Genomic DNA, 24,956 nt, shown 5'->3' with positions numbered 1-24,956 from the left:
ATAACTGAAATCTCAAACCGGGTGCAAAGATAACTTAAATAAGCATCCCTCCGACAAAAATCATCAACTATTTAAATTGGATCATCTTTCCGATGACCACAACCAGGTAAAGGATCGACGGTTGCTTCTTTGTTCTAACGCCGTCCCGGATAAACCTTCAATGCCTCCTGCAGACAACGCATCGCCATCCGGAGATCTTCGGTCTTCAGCACGTAACTGATCCTGACCTCATTGAGCCCCCGTCCTTTTGTGGCATAAAAGCCCGTCGCCGGAGCAAGCATCACGGTCTTTCCCTCAAAATTGAACTCCTCCAGCAACCACTGGCAAAATTTATCCGAATCATCAATGGGCAGTTTTGCGACCGCGTAAAAAGCCCCTTTTGGTACCGGACAAAAGGCTCCCTCCATACGGTTGATCGCTTCGACCACAACATCCCTTCTGGCGGTATATTCTTTCAGAACCTCTTTAAAGTAGGATTCCGGAACATCGATGGCTGCCTCGGCTGCCACCTGACCCAATGTTGGAGGACTCAACCGGGCCTGGGCAAATTTCAGGGCAGTCTGCATCACTTCCCTGTTTTTCGAGATCAGGGCACCTATCCGGATTCCACAGGCACTGTAACGCTTTGATACCGAATCCAGCAGTACGATATTCTGTTCCAGGCCCTTCAGGTGCATCACAGAAGCATGCACAGCGCCATCATAGCAGAACTCCCGGTAAACTTCATCGGAAAAAAGGAACAGATCATGCTTAAGCACGATCTCCCGAAGGACCTCAAGCTCTTCCTTTGAATAGAGATATCCGGTCGGATTGTTTGGATTGCAGATCAAAATGGCTTTTGTCCGGGAAGTGATCGCCTTTTCAAACTCGGCAATCGGCGGCAAGGCAAACCCTGTGTCGATCGTCGACGGAATTGGTTTGACCACAACACCCGCGTTGATCGCAAATCCGTTATAATTGGCGTAGAAAGGTTCGGGGATGACGACCTCGTCGCCCACATCCATGCAGGAACCCATGGCAAACAGGATGGCTTCAGAACCCCCTGTGCAGGTCAGAATTTCATCGGGCGTTATGTGTATGTCGTATTTCCGGTAGTATCCGGTCAGCTTTTCCCTGTACGACAGGATGCCCGCCGAGTGACTGTATTCAACGACTTTAGGCTTAAAATTTTTCACTGCATCCAAGGCGAGGGCTGGCGTTTCAATGTCCGGCTGGCCAATGTTCAAATGATAAACACGGATCCCTCTTTTTTTTGCCTGATCAGAAAATGGAACCAGTTTTCGGATGGGAGAAGCCGGCATGCTCCGCCCTTTCTGGGAAATCAATGGCATGACGAAAAAATTAAAGGTTTGTCTTGCAAAATTAACAATATCCCTGCACAGCAAATAATGCCGTCAGTTATTTAGAAAGAAAATAAAAAGCCCGGCAGGTATGATCTGCCAGGCTTCAATGGTTTATGGGATCGTGATTTACCTGGACGACGGTGTGGACCCCTGATCTACGTTCTTTTCAGGCATCGTTTGCTGAGGAGGAGCCTTTACCTGCCCTTTGATCTGAAGGGTGACCGTAGGGGTTTTCGCATTGGAAGTAACAATAACGCTTTTATTGATCGTTCCGGCGCGACTCGTATTATATTTCACATTGATGATGCCGGTCTTTCCGGGAAGAATGGGTTCCTTCGGCCAGGAAGGCACTGTGCATCCACAGGAGGACCGTACATTGGAAAGAACCAGGGGCTCCTTTCCTGTATTGGTGAATTCGAACTGGCATTCACCGTTGCCATTCAACTCAACTGTACCATAATCATGTACAAGCTTGTTGAAGGAAATCTTGGGCATGTTGGCAGTGTCAACGACAGGTGGTGTCGTTGCACTCTGGGCACTCACACCAAACGTTACAAGGAAAATCATTAAGGACGTGAAGACAACTTTTTTCATACGTATTGAGTTTAGGATTATTGTTCTCATAAAAAACGGACAAAATTATAAATTTCAAAGGGTCATTCAATAATTTATGCTAAATTTTTTGAACATGGTGCCATCCTGTAGGATCTTTACTGCTTCTGTGAAATCATCATCAACGGAACTGATCACCTCAAAATAGGCGTTGTAATCAAACAAATTTCGTGCAATAAGTGCCTTGAGAACGTAAAAAATTTGATCTTCTGAATCTTCCATACCCTTTGGATCATACTTAACACCTTCTTTTTCAGCATAATCTGTGAATTCTTTCAAAAAAACAACATCCTGGTTAAAATGAAGATTGAAATCTTTGAAAGCCTTATAAGCGGTCTGCAATTCCTTTCTGTGGTCGTCCAGGTACTGCAGTGTGAAATCATTGAAGGTATTTTTTCTTCGAAGGTCAACATAATAATCTGAGTAATCGGTTGAATCAAATGGTATGAAAATATCGGGCATGATCCCTCCTCCCCCGTATACTACGCGCTGAGCCGGTGTGTAATATTTCAGTGAATCCGGAAAATGAATACTGTCGGCATGGACCAGCTCACCTTTTTTGACACGGTACTGAAAATCTTTCTGGTATTCTTCCAGCCCGTCATCATAGGGTTTCTGAATGCAGCGTCCGGTTGGCGTAAAGTATTTGGCTGTGGTCAGCCGGATAACGGATTCATCCGGCAGGCGAAAAGGCTTCTGCACCAGTCCTTTGCCAAACGAGCGACGACCGATGATGATGCCCCTGTCCCAATCCTGCACAGCCCCTGCCACGATCTCACTGGCCGATGCGGATCCTTCATTGATCAAAATGACCAGCTGGCCTTTTTCAAAGGAACCCACCTCTGTGGCAATCAGATCGGTCTTGGGGCTTTTTAATCCTTCGGTATAGACGATCATTTTACCTTTTCCAAGAAATTCATCCGCCAGTTCCTGGGCAGTCTCCAGATAGCCTCCGGTGTTATAGCGCAGGTCCAGGATAAGCTTGGTCATACCCTGGCTCCTCAGTGTATCCATGGCCTGGTGAAATTCATCCATGGTGGTCTTGGAAAACCGGTTAAGTTTGATATACCCGATTTCGGGCGCTGCCATGAAAGCGGCATCCAGGCTGTTGACAGGGATCTTGTCCCGGATGATGGAAAACGTGAGCAACTCGCTTCGCCCCTTCCGATAAATGGATACCTCAACACGGGTTCCCTTCTGGCCTCTCAGTTTACTCTGAACGTACTCATTGGTCACATCTTTTCCGGTGGCATCTTCACCATTGATTTTAACGATCTTGTCACCTGCCATGATGCCAAGTTTTTCTGAAGGGCCTCCCGGAACGGGTGCGATGACCAGAATGGTATCCTTGAAAATCTGAAACTGAACCCCAATGCCATCAAAATTACCGACCAGCGGTTCATCTGCCTTTTTAACATCCTCTTTGGAAATATAGACGGAATGAGGATCCAGTTCCTCGAGCATTTCAATGATGGCTTTCTCAACCAGTTCAGGCTGGTTCACCGTATCAACGTAAAAATAATCGAACAGCTGCAATGTCGCCGCTATCTTCTGAATCGTCTCCCTGGGATCGACCGCTTGAGATGAGACCGCAAGAGGAGTGAGTGTAAAAATTACGATCCAGCTGGATAAAAAGTAAAAAAAGGAACGGACATTTCGTGAAAAGGGACCCATAGTGCGTTTAATTCTGATTTAAATTTGGCAAAATTACGACTTTGTTTAACCACAAACCTAATGCAAATTAAACTATTTTTGACTTTACAAATCTGCAGCTTTAACATACTTTAACAGTACTTTCAAATCCTTTCGGGAACGATCCGGTCAGTATGAGTGACGAACGAAAAAAATTACTACAAAGTATTTTCATTCCTTCCTTGTTCGTGATTTTCTTATGGCTAATCAAGGCAGCGGAGCTGATCTTTACGCTTGATCTGGGTTTTCTGGGCATTTTCCCGCTTCGACCCGAAGGTCTTCCGGGTATCGTGCTCTCACCCCTGATCCATGGCGACGTGAAACATCTGGCCGCCAACACCATTCCCCTGCTGGTTCTTGGAACCTGCATATTTTATTTTTACCGTGAAATTGCCGGCAGGATACTTCTGCTGATGTATATAATTCCTGGGATCTGGGTCTGGTTCGGAGGAAGGGAAGCCTATCACATCGGTGCCAGCGGTCTGATTTACGCAATGGCAGCCTTTTTATTTTTCAGCGGATTGATACGCAAGGAGGGCAAGTTAATGGCATTGTCGCTCCTGGTCGTTTTTCTTTACGGAAGTTTGGTCTGGGGGATCTTCCCCAATTTCTTGCCTGAAAAGAACATTTCATGGGAAGGCCATCTGATGGGCATGATTGCCGGTCTGGTGCTGGCCGTTTACTACCGCCGGCTCGGGCCTCAGCGAAAAAAATATGAATGGGAGCTGGAAGATGATGATGATGAAAAGAAGGATGATGATGACAGCAATGACCAGGATGATGACCCCCCAGGCTATGAGATCAGATACACCTATAAAGAATGACGGCCTCTGTCCTCATTTTTTTCTCAGCCACAGCCAGTCGTAAAGATAGAGTGCGATGACAGTGGCTACACCAATACCTGAGAAGACGATCCAGATACGCGAAGGATGGTAGGTATTCCACAGGTAATTGGTCAGGGCCTGGTGATCCATTCCCATCAGCTGAGCAGCCCGGTGAACATAATCATTCTGAGTGAATGTATCCGAAATCTCCGGGATGGAAAGTGCCCGGGCAGCCACCTCTGCTTTCAGAAAAGTGATCTTGTCGGCCATGGCCGTGTATACGCCGCCGGAGAGCAGGCCTGCAATGAAATTACCACCGGCCAGCGGTATGAAGGAGCAACCCATATAGAGAGCAACTTTATCCTGCGGGGCAATGCGCCCGATGTACTCCGAAATCTTCGGCGAACTGGCCATCTCCCCCAGCCCGAATATTAAGAGGGATATGAACAGATAAAGGCCATTTTGCGTGATGAACCACAGACCGATACCTATCGAGCAAACCAGGATCCCTCCCATCATCGCTTTAAGCGGCCGGAAACGCATGACAAAGGAAGAAACAAGAACCTGAAATACAATGATATAAAATGCATCCATGTTGGTCAGACGTTCAGGCGCAACCGTGCCCTCCGGCGTACCAAAAGCCCTTGCCAGCCCCGGGGAAACTGAGGCAATTGCATCATAGACAACCCTTGTATCAACCCACTGTTCAATGAACACCGGAAGCGAGTAGAAAAGCTGGTTGTACATTGACCAGAATCCGATGATGATCAGGAGAAAGACGACAAATTTAAGATCGGAAAGAGCAGACCCAATGTTCTTCATGACCTGCCGGAGTGACCTTCCCAGTGAATCCGTGTTCTTCTCCCTGGCCGGTTCTTTGAAGAAGATCAGGACGATAAAAAGATTGATCAGGATGATCCCTGACGACATCCAAAAAACATACTTCCAGCTGACCAGCCGGAGGTCGGCCGCAAAAAGGGGCCCGATGAAGGCGCCGATGTTCACCATCATGTAAAAGATTCCAAATCCAATGGAGGAAGTCTCCGTATCCGTTGTCTTGGCAACCGTTGCCTGGATGACCGGTTTAAAAAGGCCGGCTCCCAGTCCGACATAAAAAAAGACAATGAACAGCATCGTATAGGAAGTGAATTGTCCCATCAGGTAATAACCTGTCGTAAGGATCAGGTAAGCAACAACAAGCACTTTCCTGAATCCGAACTTGTCGGCAAGCGCCCCCGTGATCACCGGCAGGAAGTAAAGGGTCATCACAACCGTGCCCATCATCAGGCCTTTCTGGGTCTGTGAAAAACCAAGTGCGCCCGTCTCCCTGGATCCCGTCAGGTACAGGGCCAGAACCATGAACATACCATACCAGGCCCACCGTTCAAACAATTCCATGACATTGGCCCACCAGTAAGCGGAGGGTAACTTCCTAAAAACTCGTGTGACGTTGCTCATCGTGCAGAGAATTAGGTACAGGAGATCAATACCGCTGACAAATATACAGAAGAATTCCTACACACACTGACCGGTGAGCCCATTGGATTTCCTCATGGGTTTTGGGATCCGATCGTTAAGTAAGGTCTTAAACGTCTTACCAGATCAGGATCAAGCCCTTTGATTTCATAAAGCTGCTCCAGTGAATCAACGGGATGGTGATTGTCCCTGTAATGGACGATGAGTTTGACATGCTCGTATTCAAGATAGGGATGGCGCAACAGCTCTTTAAAAGTTGCCGCATTCAGATCCATTTTCCGGATCGCTTTACCATCGACCTGAAGGAAAGAGTTGATCCTCCTTAGTGCAACCGTATCCATACCATAGATCTCTTTCAGCTGATCAACTGCATAATATCCACCCAGGGATTCCCTGTACCTGATAATACGCCGGGCCAGCACAGGTCCGATTCCAGGCAGCCGCACCAATGCGGTGGAATCAGCCGTGTTGATTTCGACTACCTGTGGAGTCTCCCGCAACCCCTGCCCGGATCCATATCCGTAACGTTTTTCCAGGGTCCCCTGATGTACGTATGGTACCTTCTTTTGAACAAGATCATGCTCTTTAACCGTATCCTTAGCGACGCTGTCTGAAATCATGGATGCCAGAAGCCTGAACTGCTCCTCGAAACCGGAGAAGTCGTAAGGTTTCCTACCCATCAGGTGAGGCGTGCTGATCCTGATCAGGATCAGGATTAAAAGCAGGGTGGACAGCATAAAAATACCACGCTGTTCTTTCACCGTATAGGTGAAATATTCCTTGATGGAATTCCATGTTTTCATGGAGCCAGTTGCGGCTTACCCTGCGAAAGGATCGCGTTTCCAACGACACAGTGGAGGCATTTCCGTTTATCGCAATAATTTTCTTTCAGTTCGATCAATGCCTGTGTGTTCCAGGCATCAGAGACAGTCAACCCAAGGCTCGCCCATTTCCTGATGATCGAGTTTCGCTCTCCCTGTACCTTTCGCAGCAGGTCCATTGCCTTGTTTTTAATGTCTTGCCGGTCTAAATACTGACCATAGGTAAAAATCAGCGGAATTGCTGCATTGATGATGATCAGTTCAACCGCCTCCGAGCCAAGTTTCTTTATTTTTCTCCGGGAAGGCCGGTCAAAAATGTAGTGGGTGTCCCAGTATTCAGATGTCCGTGATTCAAAGACAGAAGCCAGCTCCGTGACATTTTCCGCTGCCAGGATCCGACTGAACAGGCTGGTTTGCCGATGGAGCAGGTCTGCAAGCTGAGCGATACGGACAGTCGGGAATGCCGGGGGCCGCAGGCGCAGAAAGTTCCACAGGTGGTCCTGTAAAGGGGACAGTCCGTGCTTTTTCTGCAGGAACTGGTATTCGGTCCGCAGATGCCTGGGATATTCGTCCATAAAATGGTCATGGAGCATGCCAGCCTGTCCGAACAGCATTGCTTCAAGCCGGAACCGGTTATCCCTGCACCGTTGAATCATCACGTAAGGCAACGAGCGGGCCAGCCATTCGAAAACCTGTGCATTGATCCTGGCACCGAAATTCCTTGCAATCAGCACATAGGTCACTTCTTCCCAGCTGTACCGGCAGGATTCCAGCATTTTGAAAAAAGTATCTGATTTCCGCTGCATCCGTTCGGCCATCATCCGATCGAGCATGTGGATCACTTTCACCTGGCTGATCGCATTCACCAGATGCTCACACGGGATCCAGCGGCGGGCAAGATTCAATTCCTGATAGGTCGCCAGCAATGACAGTTCGATATTGTTCCGAAGGCACAATGTCGGAACGAATTCCTGGCTTGGCCGTCGCACCGGCATATCATCCTCGCCCACCACGTGAAGGATGATAGTATCATACCGCCTGTCGTCCTGATGACCATGACGTTCCCAGTCAGAGGAACGGATGTGCACCTCCACATTTCCTGCCCATAACGTATTTCCTATCCATATCCGGGCATTTGAAAAATCAGGGCCCGCATCCGTGTTGTACGTTCCGGATTTGATCACCCGAATCTCCTCGCCATCGGTGGTGGTAAGAGGGCCGCTTAGCAACTGATACCTCCAGATGTAATGTAAAAATTCTTCCGTCATAAGGATTCCGTTTACTGGTTAATCCGGTTATGCCGGTTTTGTGACCCTATTTTGCAGGGAATTTTTCCTGACGGATGATTAATTTTGGTATTTAACGTTAAAATATTTATTTTTGCAATACGGTAAAATGACTTTCATGAAAGAGGTGGATGTGTTGATTTCCAATATTTACCTGAAAACAAAGAAGTTAATAGAGTCACTGAATGAATTGAAAGCGGAAAATGCCAGTTTATGCCAATCCCAGAAGGAATTAAAAAACTTAATTGAACAACAAACCAATAAAATACACACACTCGAAATAAAGTTGAATCAACATACTGATTATCAATTATTTGAAGATATCGATATTGATTCAGCAAGAAAACGAATAAGCGGGCTCGTACGGGAAATTGATAAATGTATCAGTCTTTTAAATAAATAAATGTTCCCTCCGGGGAACCGTTCATGGAGGAAATCTCAATAACATTATACCTTGCCAATCGGCCATATCAGGTGAAGATACTACAAAAGGACGAGGAGATCTTACGGAGAGCGGCAAAGGGAGTCAATGAACTGATGAATGACTACGCAGGCAGCTATGCTTTCAGTGATCACCAGGACCTGCTGGCAATGGTTGCCCTGAATTTGAAAGCCTCAGTCATCCATCACGAAACCAGGTTGAAGTGGATTGATTTGGAAATGTCTGAAAAATTGACGGAAATTGATCAGTTATTGACAAGCCACCTATAGAGACTGGCACAACGTTCTTTGAAAACGACCGACGACATACCCGCATTTATTCAAGTCAGTATGTAAACTCAACATTCAAACCAATAGGGCTCCATGCTCATTGGTTCGGCGAACAGGCTTTGGTGACCGGTATTCCCGGGATTCCTGCCGTAAGGCAGGGACGATTGAAGTTCAAAGAATCAGGCGGCCCTAACCATTAACAATGGGGTTTATCATAACGGTTGGATAACTTGCGGGTTTTTTTATTGCACGCCATTACAGGATCACGATTCCTGTAAAGCCATAGGTCACTGATTATCAACATTAATTAATATACACAACCATGATTATCTATTACATACTGGCAGTGATTGCCGGACTGGTGGTTGGTTTCCTCATCACCAGCACTCTTTTAAGGAAAGCCGTCGAGAAAAAAAGTGACCGGATTCTGAGAGAATCTGAAGAAAAGGCCGAGATGATCAAGAAAGACAAGATCCTGCAGGCCAAGGAAAAGTTCCTGCAGCTTAAAGCTGAGCATGAAAAGTTGATACAGGAAAAAAACAACCTCATCCAGAAAGGAGAAGCCAGACTAAAACAAAAAGAAGCACTGTTTTCGCAGAAGCTCGAAGAGATGCAGCGTAAGCAGAAAGAAGTGGGCACCATGAAAGCCAGTTTGACTTCCCAGCTTGAACTGATCACTAAGAAACAGCAGGAAATTGAAAAGGCAGGAAAGAAACAGGTTGAACAACTGGAGGCCATCTCGGGGCTCTCCGCTGCAGAGGCCAGGGCACAACTGGTGGAATCCCTGAAAGATGAAGCACGCACCGAGGCGATGACGCACATCAAGGATATTGTGGATGAAGCCAAGCTTACGGCCAACCGTGAAGCTAAAAAAATCGTGATCGAGACCATTCAGCGCACAGCTGTGGAACAGGCGATGGAAAATACTGTTTCCGTTTTCAATATTGACAACGATGAGATTAAAGGCCGGATCATCGGGCGGGAAGGCAGGAATATCCGCGCACTGGAGGCCCTTACCGGCGTTGAAATCATCATCGACGACTCCCCGGATGCCATCCTTTTATCCGGCTTTGACCCGGTGCGCCGCGAGATTGCCCGCCTTTCACTTCATAAACTGGTCTCCGACGGACGAATTCATCCGGCACGCATTGAAGAAGTTGTTGCCAAAACGAAGAAGCAGATCGAACAGGAAATCATTGAAACCGGAAAACGGACCTGCATTGATCTGGGTATCCACGGAATCCACCATGAGCTCATCCGCATGGTCGGCCGTATGAAATTCCGCAGTTCCTACGGTCAGAACCTGTTGCAGCATTCCAAGGAAGTAGCGAACATGTGTGCATTGATGGCCTCTGAGCTGGGATTGAATCCCAAGCTGGCCAAACGTGCCGGATTACTCCACGATATCGGTAAAGTCCCTGACAACGAACCTGAACTGCCGCATGCCTTGCTCGGGATGAAATTGGCCGAGAAATTCAAGGAAAAACCGGAGATCGCCAACGCCATAGGGGCCCATCACGATGAAGTTGAAATGGAATCGCTCATCGCCCCGATTGTTCAGGTATGCGACGCCATATCCGGAGCGCGTCCCGGAGCGCGGCGTGAAGTCGTGGAAGCCTACATCCAGCGGTTGAATCACCTGGAAGAGATGGCCCTTTCCTATCCCGGCGTTGTAAAAACCTATGCAATACAGGCCGGAAGAGAACTCCGGGTCATCGTAGGAGCCGACAAGGTGACCGATAATGAAGCCAACCAGATCGCCTATGACCTGTCCCGCAAGATCCAGGACGAAATGACCTATCCGGGCCAGATCAAGATCACCGTGATCCGGGAAACAAGAGCGGTAAGCTACGCAAAGTAAGTTGTTGTTTCGCCCTTTGCCTAGAAAAGGGATGACATCCCCTCCGGCTGGATGTCATCCCTTTTTTCATCCAGCAGGTAAGTAACCAACCATTTATGGATTAGCTTAATTTTGTAAAGGTCAACCATCCGGAATGAACAGGACAATCATCTTTTCGGGATTCATCATCGGGCTGTCCCTCACCCTTGGGTGCCGCCACCCTGCCGGAAACGATTCCGCCCGGGAATGGGAGATCAGCCAGACACTGTTGCCCTGCACCCTGCAGAGCCAGCCTGCCCCTGCCTGCCTACCTGCATATGATACCCTGACAACCGGCCCGGTTGACAACACTCCCATCCATGGCATCCTCACAAAGGGAAAGATCAAAAAAAAGAAAAAAAAGCCCCTTCCGCCCCCTCAGGAATTCGATCAGGAAACCGTTCAGGATCGGATTGAAACCATTTGGCGATTAAAATCAAAGGGATATGATGTGGACATCGCTTCCGGCCGCAGGCTTTTAAGCACGAGGGGAGACCTCGAAAAACGACTGAATGAGGAGTTGTTACTTGTCAATCCCAACATCTACTTCTGCATCAATTTTGAAAATGATATTTTTACCAATACAGACCGATACTATACCAATGGCATCCGGTTCGACTGGGTCAACCCGGGATTCAACCGGTCGCTGCTGACCCATCTGATGATCCCGCTCCATCATCCGGCACGAAATTATTATGGAATAAGCCTCGTTCACAGGATATACACTCCGTGGGATTCGCACATCGACACCGTAACACAGGGCGACAGGCCATTTTCCTCCTATCTGTACTTCGGCTTTTCCAAAGTATCCAATGCCCTTGGTAAAAGGTACCGGCAGCATTCAGCATTCAATCTGGGGATCATTGGTCCCGCTGCAGGTGGAAAACAAATTCAGCAGACCATCCACTATACGGAGATAAACGGGTGGGATCACCAGGTCAGTAACGATATCATCCTGGATTATCATGTTCATTCAGAAGCAGGGTTATTACAAGGAAAATATTTTGAGATCGGTGCGCTGGCCGATGCCAATGCCGGCACCCTGTACGATAAGATCGGGATTGGCCCTTACCTGACCGCGGGCAACTACGATCCGGCAAGCCTGGATCAGGTCACTGAAGGAACATGGGGGCAGATCAATCCGACATCCGGGAAAGTACAGTACGTTCTGTATTACCGTTTCAAAACAACCCTGGTGGGCTATGACGCGACCTTGCAGGGGGGGATGTTCAACAAGAGTGAGTACGCGCTGAATTCCAGCCAGATAAAGCGTTTTACCTATGATCACTGTCTTGGATTTTCCTTATCGTTCCGGTGGGCTTCCGTTCTTGCCGAGTACACCTGGCTTTCTCCTGAATACAAGGGATGTGATCCGCATTCCTGGGGGCGCTGCACTATGGCATTCACCCTGTGATCAATCCAGGGATTCAACCAGGGCGATGACCAGCTGAAGAAGATTGAACTCAGCTTTTTGGGCAGTCGCGATGATGTCCTGAAGATCAATTTTTTGGAGTTCATCCGGATTGCACTCATCGGTGACCACCCCGACAGCAGCACAGGGCAATCCCATGTGATTGGCGACGATCACCTCCGGAACCGTAGACATTCCCACCACGTCGGCTCCTATTTTTCTCAGATACCGGTACTCCGCAGGGGTTTCAAGCATTGGTCCGGGCAGGGCAACATAAACACCGCGGTGAAGAAGAATGTCCTTCTGCCTGGCATTTTCGATGAGCCGGGCATTCATCCATTCGGAATAAGGCTGGCTCATATCGGGAAACCTGGGTCCGAAAACATCAAGATTGGGCCCTATCAAAGGATTGCCAGGTAGCAGATTGATATGATCCTCGATCAGCATCAGGCTACCTTTCCTGAATTCCAGGTTCACACCTCCGCAGGCACTGGTAATGAACAGGCATTTGATGCCTAGAAGTTTCATCACCCGGATCGGCAAGGTGATCTGATGGAACGTATATCCTTCATAATAATGGTAACGCCCGTGCATCGCAATGACACGCTTACCCCTCAGCAGGCCATAGATCAGCTCTCCCTTGTGAAAATCAACCGAGGCCGGAGGAAAGTGGGGGATCTGCTCATAAGGAATGCACTCCTCGATGTGGATCTCATCCAGCAATTTGCCCAATCCTGTCCCAAGGATGATCCCTGCGCCGGGATTGACAAAGCCCCTGTCCTTCAAAAAATCGCAGGCATCGTTGATTTCTTCCAGCTGAGTCATTGTTCGGAAAGTCGTTTAACATTTGAAGGGATCAAAAATAGTAAATTATTCCTCACCCTCTCGGATCCTTCTTCACTGCCATGATGGCCATTTTTTCGACGGTCAGGCTCGGAAAATCAAATTCAGCGGATACGGTACCAAGGATCAGGTAAATTCCACTGCCTTTGAAGGGATATTTCCTCAACGCATCCGGAAAATGGACCGTATCGAAAAATTCCCCTTCCACATCCAGAAAAGTGCCAAAGTGCATCAACTCCTTATGAACGGTCCTGACATATTTGATCGTCACAAGGCGTCCGAGCATCCTGACCTTTTTCCCGACATTGCCTGACAGTTGCCTGGCCATGATCTCTCCCCGGAAAGGGGTTTCCAATAAATCAAAGGCGGAGATGGTCACCGGGAAACCGATCAGTTCATATTCATCATAAGCGTCTTCCACAGGCGTTTGATCAAGCTGCGGCAGGGAAAATGTCTTTTTCGCACTACAAAACAACGACAGTGGCGGATGTTCATTCTTTCTCTTCCCGAAATACAGATGCGCCTCCCAGAGCAGCTGGGCTTTTCCTTTCCCTGTAAAACGAAAGGCTCCCGCCCGGATGAGAATGATCATCTGCTCCAGATGGACCGGCACACGCAGGATGAAATCTTCCAGGTCCCTGTAAGGTCCGTTTTTCAGGCGCTCAGGTGCAATGGCCTGGCCAACCGACATTTCAAGGTTCATGATGTGAATGAATCCAACATAAACCTCCTTTTCCCGGATGCTTGTCTTGTACCCGCTGTTGTTCACGCAGGGCAGGCAGATCACGGCACCCTGGCGCCGGGCTTCATTGAAATAGACCCAGGTATGGTAAAACCCCCCGAAATTATTGATCACGGCAACCATGAACTCCAGCGGGTAATGTGCTTTCAGGTAAAGGCTCTGAAAACTCTCGACGGCATACGAAGCAGAGTGAGCCTTGGAAAAGGAATAACCAGCAAACGATTCGATCTGACGCCATACTTCCTGCGAGATCTCATCCGGATAGCCAAATGCCTTGCAATTGGCAAAAAACTTCTCTACAATCCGATTGAACTCTTTTCGGGAACGGGACTTACCGCTCATGGCCCTTCGTAATACGTCAGCATCTGCCAGATCCAGTCCGGCAAAATGATGACAGATCTTCAGCACGTCTTCCTGGTATACCATCACTCCGTACGTCTCCTTCAGCTGTTGTTCCATGACAGGATGGATATACGAGAATGCATCCGGATGGTGAAAGCGGTGGATGTATTCCCTCATCATGCCCGACTTTGCCACTCCGGGCCGAATGATCGAACTGGCTGCCACAAGAGTGAGGTAATCGTCGCAACGCAATTTTTTCAGCAATCCCCTCATGGCAGGGCTCTCGATGTAGAAGCACCCGATGGTCTCCCCCGTCCGGAGCTGTTTTCGCACCTGCTCATCCTGTTTGAAATCCGCAACACGGTGAACATCTACCTTAACACCCCTGTTGCCGGCGATGATCTCAGCACATTCCTTGATGTGCCCGATGCCGCGCTGGCTGAGTATGTCCAGCTTTTCATACCTGAGCTCTTCCGCCACATACATATCCCACTGGGTGGTGGGAAAACCTTTGGGCGGCAAATCCAGGGCCGTGTAACAGGTGAGCGGCTCTTCCGAAATGAGCACACCCCCGGCGTGGATGCTCCTGATGTTGGGGAAATCCACCAGGCGCTCCGCAAGGGTATGAATACGCCGGGTGATTTCATTTTTGTTGACCTCTGCCATGGGATTGGTCACCAGGCTGTCGATCTCCTGCCTGGGAAGACCATAGACCTTGCCCAGTTCGCGGTAGATGGAGCTCCCCCTGAATGTGGAGGTGGCTCCCAGCAGGGCGGTGTGCTTATGTCCATAGCGCTTGAAAATATAATCCTGAACCTCTCCCCGCTCATCCCACGAATAGTCAATGTCGAAGTCCGGAGGACTCGTACGCCGGGGATTGATGAAACGCTCAAAATACAGATCCAGGTCAATGGGATCCACATCGGTGATCTTCAGGCAATAAGCCACCACACTGTTGGCGCCGCTTCCACGGCCTACGTGATAAAATCCCCTGGACATCGAATAGCGGATGATATCCCACGTGATGAGAAAATAAGCTGAAAAACCCAGCCTGTCGATGATATCAAGCTCATGCCTTACCCTCCCGGCCGCCACTTTGTCCTGCAAGCCATAACGATATTTCAATCCGTCGCAGGCAAGCTTCTCCAGAAGGATCTTGTCGTCGTACCGGCTACCGGTGAAGGTTTGTTTATTTTTAATGCGTTGATAATCAAACTCTATCGAGCAATCTTCCAGAAGCTTTTCCGTGTTCTGAATGATACGGGGATAATTTTCATAAAAGGTTAACAGGGAATCAACCGGTAACATCATCTCATTCTGCTGGGCATACTGTTCGGGAGCTAATTTGGAAATCAGTGTATTATGGTCAATTGCGCGGAGGTTCTTATGCAGGATATACCCGATGTTGTCTTTAAAGGTCACCGGGTGCATCATCACCAGCCCCGACTGATCGTGGCTGAATTCAGAGGTAAACAGTTTTCCTGTTTCTCCCGGCCTGACCCCGATGAATTCATTTTCCCTGAGCTGTTCTTTTCGCCTGGAGCCGTAGGGATAGATCACGAATACGTTTTCCAGGGTTCCGGGATCAGCCGTGTATTCTGTCTGGTTCAGGTTGCAGGATGTGATCATCTCATTCAGTTCCCTGAATCCCGCATTGTTCCTGGCCAGCCCGGTATAGAGCAGACGATCCCCGTTCCTGAACTCAACGCCTGCAACGGGTTTGATCCCATTTTCACTGCACATCCTCACAAAACCGATCATTCCCATTGTAGTGTTGATGTCCGTCAGGGCCATTGCTCCGATACCCAGGCTGGCTGCCTGGGCGATCAGTTCCTCCAGCGGCAAGGTGCCGTAGCGGAGGGAGTAGTAGGAGTGGCAGAAGAGATACATGTTATATAAAATCCCAAATTACAAGCACCAAATTACAAACAAAGGTCTTCAGGTCTAAAGGTCTTCGGGTCTTCGGGTCTTCGGGTCTCTCGACTTGAGACCCTGTAGACCTGAGAACCTGTAGACCTGAGACCCTGCAGACCTGAGACCCTGCAGACCTGAGACCCTGCAGACCCTACAGACAAACCGCCCGTCGAACCGCTTTCCGGCCAAACCGGTTCCGGATCCGGTCCATCGCCATATAAAGACTGGTCATCTCGGGGGTGTCCTCAAAAAGATTCAATTGCTGCACACCGGGGACCAGATGGCTGAACCTGACACCGATCAGGCGTACCAGCATCCGGCGCTGGTAAATCTTTTTAAACAGATCGAGGGCAACCCGGATAAGCTCATGGTCGAACGATGTATAGGCAATGTGCTGCTGCTGCGTATGGGTGTCGAAGTTGGCATAACGAATCTTGACGGTAACACAGGAAGTCAGTTTTTGCTGGCTTCGCATTTGGTAAGCGATCTTTTCAACCATCCCCGTCAGTATTTCGCTCAGGCGGACCACATCAATGGTATCCTGCTCAAATGTATGCTCCGTGCTGATTGATTTACGTTCAGAATAAGGAATCACCGGAGTGGGATCAACACCGTTGGCCTTTTTCCAGATGATGATCCCATTCTTTCCCATAACCTTTTCCATCATTTCGACGGGGATCTCTGCAAGGGTCCCGATGGTAATGATCCCCATCGAACGAAGCAACTGGTACGTTTTATCGCCGATCATTGGTATTTTCCGTATGGATAAAGGAAAAATGAAGGGTTGTACCACTTCCGTGGGAACATACCTTTCCCCGTTAGGCTTGGCTTCCCCGGCGGCAATCTTGGAAACGGTCTTATTGACAGATAAGCCCGATGATATTGGCAACCCGGTATGTTTGATGATCTTCTGGCGCAATTCCTGCGACCATTTCAGGCATCCAAAAAACCGGTCCATTCCGGTGACGTCGATATAATGCTCATCAATGGATGCTTTTTCAAATAAAGGGGCCTCATCGGCTATGATGTCGGTCACCAGGTGGGAGTATTTGCTGTAAAGCTCCATGTCGCCACGGATATAAATGGCTTGGCTGCAAAGTGTCCGGGCCAGTTTCATGGGCATGGCTGAGCTGATGCCAAACCTGCGGGCTTCATAACTGCAGCTGGCCACCACCGCCCGGTCGGAACTGCCGCCAATGATCACCGGTTTACCGATCAGCGACGGATTGACCAGCCGTTCAACCGAAACAAAAAAAGTATCCAGATCCATATGAACGATCTGCCGATTCAACGTTTCCATAAAAATTTTCAAAAAATGTCAGACTGATGATTTATTGAATTATTTTTGATTAAAATTTAATCAATTTTTACGACGATAAATTAATCATTATTCAGGAAAAAAGCAAAAAAAAATTTTAATACAAGCTACAAGCCGCAAGCTTGAAACTTGCAGCTTGTAGCTTAAAGCCATAAAATGCAGAATATGTACTTCCCCGCCAACATCCGCCTCCTCCGCAAGCGCCGGGGCCGCACGCAGGACGATGTGGCCTTTGCGATGAACCTGAAACGCTCCACCCTGAGCGGCTACGAGAACCAGGTTGCTGAACCCGGAATTGAAGAACTCATCGCCTTTTCCAGATATTTCAATGTGGCGATCGATACCCTGATCCGGGTCGATCTTTCCAAACTATCCGAAAGCCAGCTGTCACAGCTCGAAAAAGGATACGATGTGTTCATCACGGGCAGTAAGTTAAGGGTACTGGCCACCACGGTCAGCCAGGATAATGAGGAAAACATCGAACTGGTCAGTGAAAAAGCCCGGGCCGGGTACACCAGTGGCTACGCCGATCCCGAATACATCAGCGTCCTTCCCACGTTCCGGTTGCCATTCCTCTCCCGGGAACGAAAATACCGTGCTTTTCAGGTAAGCGGCGATTCCATGCATCCGATCCCCGAAAAATCCTGGGTGATCGGCGAATTCGTTCAAAACTGGAACCTCATCCAGAACCGTCAGGCTTACATCCTCCTGACCCTGGAAGAAGGTGTGGTGTTCAAAGTGATTGAAAATAAAATAAAAACGGACGGTAAGCTGGTGCTGCATTCCCTGAATCCTTTTTATAAGCCTTACGACCTGTCGATCAACCAGCTCCGGGAAGTATGGAAGTTTGTGACCTTTATCAGCTCCGAACTGCCCGAACCCAACCTGGAGAAAGAAGAACTCGCAGAATCGATCCGGATCCTCAAGAATGAAGTGAAGGCCATACAGACAAAATTGAACCTCTAACCTATTCTGTCCTGCCTATGTATGCGATCGTTGACGTGGAGACCACGGGTCTGAACCCCAGAACGGAAAAGATCACCGAGATTGCGGTCTTTTTGCATGACGGGAGAAAAGTCACACACGAGTACACCACCCTGATCAATCCGGAGAAAAAGATCCCCTACCGCATCACTCAGATGACCGGCATCACCAACAAGATGGTGGAGGATGCACCCCGATTCTGTGATGTGGCCCGCGCCATTCTGGAACTGACAGAGGGAAGAGCGCTGGTGGGGCATCACGTAGCCTTTGATTATTCATTCCTGCGGCAGGAGTATGGCAACCTCGGCTACGACTTTCGCAGGGAGAAACTTTGTACGGTCAGGATGAGCCGGAAGCTGATCCCGCACCTCCGGTCGTATGGCCTGGGGAACCTCTGCAAGGAACTCGGCATCGTCAATCCGTACCGTCACCGCGCAGCCGGCGACGCCACGGCAACGGCAAGGCTGTTCGAACTACTGGTCTCCATTGAGCCTGCCATTACGTTCATTTCCCTCCGCGGATTGAATTCGAACCTCAAAAAAGAAACGATCGATAAGCTGCCCGAACATCCGGGAGTCTATTATTTCTACAACGAAACTGGGGAAATCATCTATATCGGCAAAAGCAAGAACATCTCCGAACGGGTGCGTTCCCACCTGAGCGACAGCCTCAGCAAAAAAGAACAGGAACTGAAATACCGCGTTGCCGACATCGGCTACGAGCTCACGGGCAATGAACTGATCGCCCTGCTGCTGGAATCGGCTGAGATCAAGAAATACCAGCCGGTCTACAACTCTGCCCAGAAAAGGACGATCCTCAATTACGGACTTTTTCAGTATACGGATGCGGATGGATATATCCGTCTGAAGATTGAACACGACACCAACGGCAACCTCCCCGTCCTGACCTTCCATAACCTGGTAACCGCCAGGGAATTTTTATTCCAGCTGGTTGACAAGCACGAGCTTTGCCAGAAGTTGTGCGGCCTGTATAAAACCCGGCAAGCCTGTTTTTCCTATCACGTCCATAAATGCCGGGGAGCCTGTATCCAAAAGGAAGAGCCTGTAACCTACAATCAGCGGGTGGAACAGGCCATCAGGCCTTATCTATTTGAAAATGAAAGCTTTTTGATCATTGAAAGTGGCCGGGACCATGGCGAAAAAGCACTGGTGATGGTCGAGAACGGAAAATATCTCGGTTATGGCTACATCCACGAGGCTGTGGCCACCAGTGATGTGGATTTTCTTCGGTCCTGCATCATCCCGTTCGAAGATAACCGAGAGGTACGGCAGATCATTCGCGGGTACCTGAGCAGGAATCGGGTAGAGAGGATCGTACCGATTCAATGAAACGCCCCAATCCCCGTAATCTCTTCTCCTGTGATCAGCAGATGGATGTCGTGTGTGCCTTCATAGGTGATGACCGATTCAAGGTTCATCATATGCCGCATGATGGGAAAATCGCCCGTTATACCCATGGCACCCAGGATCTGGCGCGATTCTCGGGCTATCTGGTGGGCCATCAGCACATTATTGCGTTTTGCCATGGAGATCTGGGCGGGTGTGGCGCGGTCGTCGTTGCGCAGAACTCCGAGGCGCCAGGTCAGAAGCTGCGCTTTCGTGATCTCGGTGAGCATTTCGGCCAGTTTCCTCTGGGTGAGCTGGAAGGCGGCAATGGGTTTGTTGAACTGCCTGCGCTCCAGGGCGTAACGGACCGCCGTGGCATAACAGTCCATGGCTGCACCAATGGCGCCCCAGGCAATCCCGTACCGTGCCGAATTCAGGCACATCAGGGGGCCTTTCAGCCCGGTGACGTCAGGGAAAATATTTTCTTTGGGAATCCTGGCATCGTTAAATACCAGCTCACCGGTTACTGATGCTCTCAGTGACCACTTGTTGTGGGTTTCCGGTGTTGTAAAACCCTCTGTCCCTCTTTCAACGATCAAACCCCGTATCTGCCCGGCCTCATCCTTTGCCCAGACGACAGCGATGTCACAGATGGAAGCATTGGTGATCCACATCTTGGCACCGTTGAGCAGAAAATGATCCTCTGTCTCTTCAATCCGGGTGACCATGCTGCCCGGGTCTGATCCGTAGTCGGGTTCGGTAAGCCCGAAGGCGCCAATAAGCTCACCGGTGGCCAGTCCGGGCAGGTATTTCCGCCGCTGCTCCTCACTGCCAAACCGGAAAATCGGATACATGACCAGGGAGGATTGGACCGAAGCGGCGGAACGAATACCCGAGTCGCCTCTTTCCAGTTCGGTCATGATCACGCCGTAAGCTACCTGGTCAAGTCCCGCTCCACCATACTCGCGTGGAATGAAAGGGCCAAAAACACCCAGTTCGCCCATTTCCCTGATCAGGTGGACAGGGAAACTGTGTTGCTGGCACGCATCTTCAATGACGGGCCTGACGGCCCTGTTGACCCAGTCGCGTATGGCGCTGCGAATGATCAGGTGCTCGTCGGTGAACAGTTCGTCCACCAGGTAATGATCGGGGGAAAGATGAGAAGAAACCTGCATGGTGTATGATCAGATCGTAAATAAAAGCTAACAGAAAGATTGCCCTTGCAAAGCTAATATTATTTACTTTTAGGCCATGATTTTCGGGTCGCGACGCAGGAAAGAAAAAAAAGGGGTCTGGCTCCCGCCAGCGGTGGGATATGATCTCAGCCTGTTCCTGAAGCTTCTTCGCACGTACCGGGTCCAGCCGCGGTATTACCTGCGGGTTTTTGTTACGCTGCTGATCAACCTCATCAATAAACCGTTCCGGTGGTATGAACGTAAATGGATCAATCCGAAGATGGAAAGACGGGCAATCGGGGAGGATCCGATTTTCATTCTTGGCCACTGGCGCAGCGGCACCACCCATTTGCACAACCTCCTGAACCAGGATCCCCGGATGGGAGCCGTGACGACCTACCAGACCGTTTTCCCGGATACCCTTTTCGTTCGGTCGGGATACTTCCTTTTTAAGAATTTCATGCGGCTTCTGATCGCACCCAGAAGATTGGGAGATAATGTTAAGATGAATGCGGATTTCCCGCAGGAAGAAGAATTTGCCATCGGAAGCCGCCACCCCATCTGTTATTACTATTTCTGGATCTTTCCGGAAAATACAATGGATTTCTATCATCAATGTATTGAATTTCAAGATGTTGATGAAAAATCCTACCGACGATGGCAGAACGATTACCGGCTGATCATAAAAAAAGCGATACGGTATAAGGGGGCGACCCGGTTTTTATCTAAAAATCCAACCAATACCGGGCGGATCGGTGCTCTGCTGGAGCTGTTCCCGAATGCCAAATTCATCCACATCTACCGCAATCCTGTCACCGTGTTCCTGTCGACCCGGCATTTTTATCATAAAATGATGCCAGCACTTCAGTTGCACTCCGTCACGGAACAGCACCTGGAGGAGATCATCTTCTCGGTTTATGATCAGTTGATGCATAAATACCTTGAGGACCGGAAACTAATCCCCCCGGAGAACCTGTTGGAATTTCCTTTTGAAGAACTGGAAAAGAATCCAACGGGCATCCTTCAGATGATCTATTCAAACTTCAAAATACCTGATTATGAATCTGTTGAAGAGACCTTTACCCGTTATGCCCGGCAAGCCAAGGGATACAGAAAAAATGTCCATCATATTTCCCGGGAGCAGCTCAACAAGATTCTTGATCAATGGGATTTCGCCTTGAAAGAATGGGGATACCAGGTACCCGAGGATGACCTGATCATCGGCGAAGAATAGATCACCGCAACCTGTAGATCCTCAGCCAGTCCACTTCCAGGAACGTATCGTTGTAGGGATCATCGTGGACCCCGTTCTGGAGGATCACGGTCAGTTTGTGCAGATACTGGTTTACGCTCCGGAGTTTACGGAACAGGAATCCGTCGAAGTAGAATTCCATCTGATCGTCCATTATTTTTAGCCCGTACGTATGAAAATCATCCTTCAGGGGAATGGTCATCCGGTGTTTCTGGAGCGCCTGGCGGTGACGGTCGCGCTGGTTGAAATGAAAATTGCTGGTGAACTGCCCGGTTGAGTCGTTCCAGTACTCAAAGACATCGATTTCCGGGGGCCACTGTTCATAGCCCGTAAGCCAGAAGGCCGGCCACTCCCGGTTGCCGTCGGGCATTTTCGCACGGCATTCGACCATGAAATCGGTGGTGAGGCCATTACTTTTGCTTACCCAGGGGTAAAGGTCGATCAGCCCGATGGAATAATCGATCCGTACGGAATCGCCGTACTTCTCCCGGTAGAAGTATTTGGGCTGATATCGTGTCCAGAGCCGGACACTGCTGTCGGTGAAGGTGATGTTATCCGGGGAATAGTATCCCGATGCTGGCGTTTCGGGATTGAACATCGGGCCCGACCAGTACATGGATTTTTTCCAGTACGGGGAGATCGTGCGCTGGTTAAATTCGTCAGAGAAAAGGACCGGTGAAGTGCTTTTGAGTGTGATACGGCCGGAGGAGGCAAACTGCTCCGGATTCTTCTTCATGTTGTAATGCAAGGTATTACAGGATGCAAGTGCAAGTGCGATCAGGATCCAAAAAAATTTTTTCATAGTTGGGGTGATATGGTGAACCGGTGTAAAAGTAACGAGAAATTCCGAAAAATAAAAAAAGAGGATAACGGGCATTTCATATAACGGGAAAATCCTTATTCACTCCTATGACTAAATAAGTTAAAAAACTTTAATCCGGACAAAGTATTGACTTTGCTTTAATAATGTTGTACTTTTAATGCGTTTACATAATGCATACCTTAATTAAGATCATCATGAAAAAACTGAGATCAGTGATCATTGCCATTCTTGGTTTAATGATCTGTTTAACGGGTGTTCCTGTAAAGTCGCAGGCACCGCAATCCTTCAAGTATCAGGCGGTTGTGAGGGACAGGGCGGGACAGGTCCTGCCCAGCCAGGACATCAACCTGCAGATCAGCATTCTGCAATCCAACACGGAAGGACCGGAGGCATACCGTGAAATGCATTCCGTTACAACCAGCGAACTGGGTATGGTCAATATTGAAGTGGGCAAAGGCAAAAGCCTGGCAGGCAGTTTTACCGCAATTGACTGGAGTGCGGGCAATCATTATCTTCGCATTGAGATGGATCCCGCAGGGGGAACCAACTTTGAGCTGATGGGCTTTTCCCAGTTATTATCCGTCCCGTATGCCTTGTATGCCGATAGGGCAGGCAGCGGGGAGCGTGGAAACGACTTTGACTGGCAGATACTTGGCCCCGACGTGGTCACCGGCCACGGGGGAGACTATCCCGGCGGGTATGTGGGCGTTGGGAACAATGCGCCCCAGACATTGCTGTATGTTGCGAAAAACATGGGCGAGCCCACAATCACCATCCGGAACCTGGGAGGTGGCGGCGGAGCAACCTATTCCATGATTGATGACCTGAGCGGGGCGAACTGGAAATTCAAGGCAACCACTTACGGAGGCTTTAAGATCCGTGACCAGGCCTGGGGACTGGATGTGCTCACCATGGAACCCAACAGCGCTGCCAATGCACTGTATATTAACAATCTGGGACACGTGGGGCTGGGCACAACAACACCCATCGAAAAACTCTCCATTGAAAATGGTGATATGTATATGCGTGATTCTTATCCTTTTATTTTCCTGAATAACATAAGTAGAGGAGGTCATACCGGCATCACCTTTAGACAAAATGACGATTATAGAGCCTGGCTCTATTTTGATGATTATGACGGTCTCCTCAGGTTGAATGCCGAGGCTGGAGGTGGATGGAGGAATGATCTGGTGATAACCAGTGCTGGTAAAATCGGAATTGGTACCCCTTCTCCGGAAGGGACTTTTCATGTTTCGGAAAGCGTCTCGGACTATACGGCAATCTTTGGCAGTGATATCGCTACCTTTACTTACGGCACCGATGTAAATATCGGTGATGACAACGCAAGAGCACTCCTGTACATTGGACAGAGTTATGATTACAAAGGTTTTAATATCTGGGCCTATAATGCTACCCCCTCAAACGCCTTTTACCATATCGGAACCTTCCAGGGTGCTAATCCGCTGGTATTTCAGGCTGAAGGAGCAATCGGCGGAAAAGTCGGGATCGGGACCACGGCACCTCAGGCATTATTCCACGTTGCCCAGCAATCGTCCAGCTATACGGCTGCATTCGGGACGCCCGTCAGCACGTGGACTTCCAGTACAAATGTGACCATCGGTGATGATAACGCCACTACAGCCTTTTATATTGGTCAGAGCGATGACAATAAAGGATTTTGCAACTGGCACTATAATTCCACGCCGGCCGGTGCTTTCTACAGTGTCGGCACCTATGCCGGCTTGAATCCCCTGATCCTGCAGAATGCGGGTGGAAATGTCGGGATTGGGACACAATCGCCTGCTTCTCGTTTGCATGTTAAATTTGCTTCTACTGATGATATATACCTTGGCTATGATACGGAGTATCCTGCTTATATTTATCATAATGAAACAGAAAGTGACGGTGACGGTCAGGCAGCCATTTATACGTACAGAACCCGTGATTCCAGAAATGATGGAACAGGATATGAAAATTATAGTATCAACTCAGCAATGAAAGGCTATTCCTTTTATGGAGATAAATACTCCTTTGGGACCGGTGGTTTTAATTGGAACGATTTTACCCGTTGTGGCGGTGTCATTGGAGCAGAATACTTTGGCTATTATTGGGGAGCACTGGGATATAAGACCAGCGGAAGCAGCACTTACGGTGGTTATTTC

General features: G+C 49.0%; 20 protein-coding genes. 9 read left to right on the top strand and 11 right to left on the bottom strand.

All coding sequences use genetic code 11. From position 1 onward, the window contains the following. Positions 1-134: 134 nt before the first annotated feature. The 3 genes from PKI34_03830 to PKI34_03820 form a co-directional block, all read right to left on the bottom strand. Positions 135-1,331 (bottom strand): pyridoxal phosphate-dependent aminotransferase, encoded by a 1,197-nt coding sequence (locus PKI34_03830; protein ID HNS16934.1) that lies wholly within the window; start codon positions 1,329-1,331, stop codon positions 135-137. Between the two features lie 138 nt (positions 1,332-1,469). Further along, positions 1,470-1,937 (bottom strand): DUF1573 domain-containing protein, encoded by a 468-nt coding sequence (locus tag PKI34_03825; protein ID HNS16933.1) that lies wholly within the window; start codon positions 1,935-1,937, stop codon positions 1,470-1,472. Positions 1,938-2,003: 66 nt separating this feature from the next. After that, a complete protein-coding gene (locus tag PKI34_03820; GenBank protein ID HNS16932.1) occupies positions 2,004-3,629 on the bottom strand; it encodes a S41 family peptidase in 1,626 nt (541 codons plus the stop codon). Between the two features lie 152 nt (positions 3,630-3,781). Between PKI34_03820 and PKI34_03815 the strand changes: the two genes are divergently transcribed. Continuing rightward, the gene (locus tag PKI34_03815) at positions 3,782-4,471 is read left to right on the top strand and encodes a rhomboid family intramembrane serine protease (GenBank protein HNS16931.1); all 690 of its coding nucleotides are present in this window, start codon (positions 3,782-3,784) and stop codon (positions 4,469-4,471) included. Positions 4,472-4,483: 12 nt separating this feature from the next. On the opposite strand, the gene PKI34_03810 is transcribed toward PKI34_03815, so the two are convergent. The 3 genes from PKI34_03810 to PKI34_03800 form a co-directional block, all read right to left on the bottom strand. After that, positions 4,484-5,929 carry an MFS transporter gene (locus PKI34_03810; protein ID HNS16930.1) on the bottom strand — a complete coding sequence of 482 codons (1,446 nt, stop codon included), beginning with the start codon at positions 5,927-5,929 and terminating at the stop codon, positions 4,484-4,486. A 92-nt stretch (positions 5,930-6,021) separates the two neighbouring features. After that, positions 6,022-6,750 (bottom strand): helix-hairpin-helix domain-containing protein, encoded by a 729-nt coding sequence (locus PKI34_03805; GenBank protein ID HNS16929.1) that lies wholly within the window; start codon positions 6,748-6,750, stop codon positions 6,022-6,024. After that, a complete protein-coding gene (locus tag PKI34_03800; GenBank protein HNS16928.1) occupies positions 6,747-8,036 on the bottom strand; it encodes a DUF2851 family protein in 1,290 nt (429 codons plus the stop codon). The genes PKI34_03805 and PKI34_03800 overlap by 4 nt, the downstream gene beginning before the upstream one ends. Before the next feature lie 136 nt (positions 8,037-8,172). Between PKI34_03800 and PKI34_03795 the strand changes: the two genes are divergently transcribed. The 4 genes from PKI34_03795 (at position 8,173) to PKI34_03780 (ending at position 12,058) form a co-directional block, all read left to right on the top strand. Next, positions 8,173-8,457: a hypothetical protein gene (locus PKI34_03795; protein HNS16927.1), complete on the top strand. Its 285-nt coding sequence runs from the start codon at positions 8,173-8,175 to the stop codon at positions 8,455-8,457. A gap of 23 nt (positions 8,458-8,480) precedes the next feature. Beyond that, the gene (locus PKI34_03790) at positions 8,481-8,765 is read left to right on the top strand and encodes a cell division protein ZapA (protein ID HNS16926.1); all 285 of its coding nucleotides are present in this window, start codon (positions 8,481-8,483) and stop codon (positions 8,763-8,765) included. Positions 8,766-9,090: 325 nt separating this feature from the next. After that, positions 9,091-10,626, top strand: a complete 1,536-nt coding sequence (gene rny, locus PKI34_03785) for a ribonuclease Y (GenBank protein ID HNS16925.1) — start codon at positions 9,091-9,093, stop codon at positions 10,624-10,626. 133 nt (positions 10,627-10,759) lie between these two features. Beyond that, the gene (locus PKI34_03780; GenBank protein ID HNS16924.1) at positions 10,760-12,058 is read left to right on the top strand and encodes a lipid A deacylase LpxR family protein; all 1,299 of its coding nucleotides are present in this window, start codon (positions 10,760-10,762) and stop codon (positions 12,056-12,058) included. Here the strand turns inward: PKI34_03780 and PKI34_03775 are convergent, their stop codons facing one another. The 3 genes from PKI34_03775 to dinB all read right to left on the bottom strand — a co-directional run bounded on the left by PKI34_03775 (position 12,059) and on the right by dinB (position 17,196). Further along, entirely contained in the window at positions 12,059-12,880 is an 822-nt protein-coding gene (locus tag PKI34_03775; GenBank protein ID HNS16923.1) for a purine-nucleoside phosphorylase, read from the bottom strand. Positions 12,881-12,932: 52 nt separating this feature from the next. Continuing rightward, entirely contained in the window at positions 12,933-15,872 is a 2,940-nt protein-coding gene (dnaE, locus tag PKI34_03770) for a DNA polymerase III subunit alpha (GenBank protein HNS16922.1), read from the bottom strand. 175 nt (positions 15,873-16,047) lie between these two features. Then, a complete protein-coding gene (gene dinB / locus PKI34_03765; GenBank protein HNS16921.1) occupies positions 16,048-17,196 on the bottom strand; it encodes a DNA polymerase IV in 1,149 nt (382 codons plus the stop codon). Between the two features lie 174 nt (positions 17,197-17,370). Between dinB and PKI34_03760 the strand changes: the two genes are divergently transcribed. Both PKI34_03760 and PKI34_03755 read left to right on the top strand, forming a co-directional pair. Then, the gene (locus PKI34_03760; protein ID HNS16920.1) at positions 17,371-18,180 is read left to right on the top strand and encodes a LexA family transcriptional regulator; all 810 of its coding nucleotides are present in this window, start codon (positions 17,371-17,373) and stop codon (positions 18,178-18,180) included. A gap of 17 nt (positions 18,181-18,197) precedes the next feature. Beyond that, positions 18,198-19,547, top strand: a complete 1,350-nt coding sequence (locus tag PKI34_03755) for an exonuclease domain-containing protein (protein ID HNS16919.1) — start codon at positions 18,198-18,200, stop codon at positions 19,545-19,547. Here PKI34_03755 and PKI34_03750 read toward each other — a convergent pair. Then, a complete protein-coding gene (locus PKI34_03750; GenBank protein ID HNS16918.1) occupies positions 19,541-20,719 on the bottom strand; it encodes an acyl-CoA dehydrogenase family protein in 1,179 nt (392 codons plus the stop codon). The genes PKI34_03755 and PKI34_03750 overlap by 7 nt on opposite strands. A 76-nt stretch (positions 20,720-20,795) precedes the next feature. On the opposite strand from PKI34_03750, the gene PKI34_03745 reads away from it, so the two are divergent. Beyond that, positions 20,796-21,953, top strand: coding sequence for a sulfotransferase (locus PKI34_03745; protein ID HNS16917.1), 1,158 nt, complete (start codon positions 20,796-20,798; stop codon positions 21,951-21,953). Between the two features lies 1 nt (position 21,954). Here PKI34_03745 and PKI34_03740 read toward each other — a convergent pair whose 3' ends face one another. Next, positions 21,955-22,773, bottom strand: a complete 819-nt coding sequence (locus PKI34_03740) for a family 16 glycosylhydrolase (protein HNS16916.1) — start codon at positions 22,771-22,773, stop codon at positions 21,955-21,957. Between the two features lie 215 nt (positions 22,774-22,988). Between PKI34_03740 and PKI34_03735 the strand changes: the two genes are divergently transcribed. Next, the coding region (locus tag PKI34_03735; protein ID HNS16915.1) for a hypothetical protein at positions 22,989-24,956 on the top strand (1,968 nt) is incomplete at its 3' end.

Source organism: Bacteroidales bacterium, from assembly GCA_035342335.1.
Lineage (GTDB): Bacteria > Bacteroidota > Bacteroidia > Bacteroidales > JAGONC01 > JAGONC01.
This window is presented reverse-complemented; position numbering and strand designations above follow the sequence as displayed.

Excerpts from the sequence above, each read along its gene's own strand:
- PKI34_03830 (HNS16934.1), bottom strand. The coding sequence starts at position 1,331 with ATGCCATTGATTTCCCAGAAAGGGCGGAGCATGCCGGCTTCTCCCATC.
- PKI34_03740 (HNS16916.1), bottom strand. The coding sequence starts at position 22,773 with ATGAAAAAATTTTTTTGGATCCTGATCGCACTTGCACTTGCATCCTGT.
- PKI34_03825 (HNS16933.1), bottom strand. The coding sequence starts at position 1,937 with ATGAAAAAAGTTGTCTTCACGTCCTTAATGATTTTCCTTGTAACGTTT.
- dinB (HNS16921.1), bottom strand. The coding sequence starts at position 17,196 with ATGGAAACGTTGAATCGGCAGATCGTTCATATGGATCTGGATACTTTT.
- PKI34_03750 (HNS16918.1), bottom strand. The coding sequence starts at position 20,719 with ATGCAGGTTTCTTCTCATCTTTCCCCCGATCATTACCTGGTGGACGAA.
- PKI34_03780 (HNS16924.1), top strand. The coding sequence starts at position 10,760 with ATGAACAGGACAATCATCTTTTCGGGATTCATCATCGGGCTGTCCCTC.
- dnaE (HNS16922.1), bottom strand. The coding sequence starts at position 15,872 with ATGTATCTCTTCTGCCACTCCTACTACTCCCTCCGCTACGGCACCTTG.
- PKI34_03755 (HNS16919.1), top strand. The coding sequence starts at position 18,198 with ATGTATGCGATCGTTGACGTGGAGACCACGGGTCTGAACCCCAGAACG.
- PKI34_03745 (HNS16917.1), top strand. The coding sequence starts at position 20,796 with ATGATTTTCGGGTCGCGACGCAGGAAAGAAAAAAAAGGGGTCTGGCTC.
- PKI34_03810 (HNS16930.1), bottom strand. The coding sequence starts at position 5,929 with ATGAGCAACGTCACACGAGTTTTTAGGAAGTTACCCTCCGCTTACTGG.
- PKI34_03815 (HNS16931.1), top strand. The coding sequence starts at position 3,782 with ATGAGTGACGAACGAAAAAAATTACTACAAAGTATTTTCATTCCTTCC.
- PKI34_03805 (HNS16929.1), bottom strand. The coding sequence starts at position 6,750 with ATGAAAACATGGAATTCCATCAAGGAATATTTCACCTATACGGTGAAA.
- PKI34_03760 (HNS16920.1), top strand. The coding sequence starts at position 17,371 with ATGCAGAATATGTACTTCCCCGCCAACATCCGCCTCCTCCGCAAGCGC.
- PKI34_03800 (HNS16928.1), bottom strand. The coding sequence starts at position 8,036 with ATGACGGAAGAATTTTTACATTACATCTGGAGGTATCAGTTGCTAAGC.
- PKI34_03820 (HNS16932.1), bottom strand. The coding sequence starts at position 3,629 with ATGGGTCCCTTTTCACGAAATGTCCGTTCCTTTTTTTACTTTTTATCC.
- PKI34_03795 (HNS16927.1), top strand. The coding sequence starts at position 8,173 with ATGAAAGAGGTGGATGTGTTGATTTCCAATATTTACCTGAAAACAAAG.
- PKI34_03775 (HNS16923.1), bottom strand. The coding sequence starts at position 12,880 with ATGACTCAGCTGGAAGAAATCAACGATGCCTGCGATTTTTTGAAGGAC.
- PKI34_03790 (HNS16926.1), top strand. The coding sequence starts at position 8,481 with ATGGAGGAAATCTCAATAACATTATACCTTGCCAATCGGCCATATCAG.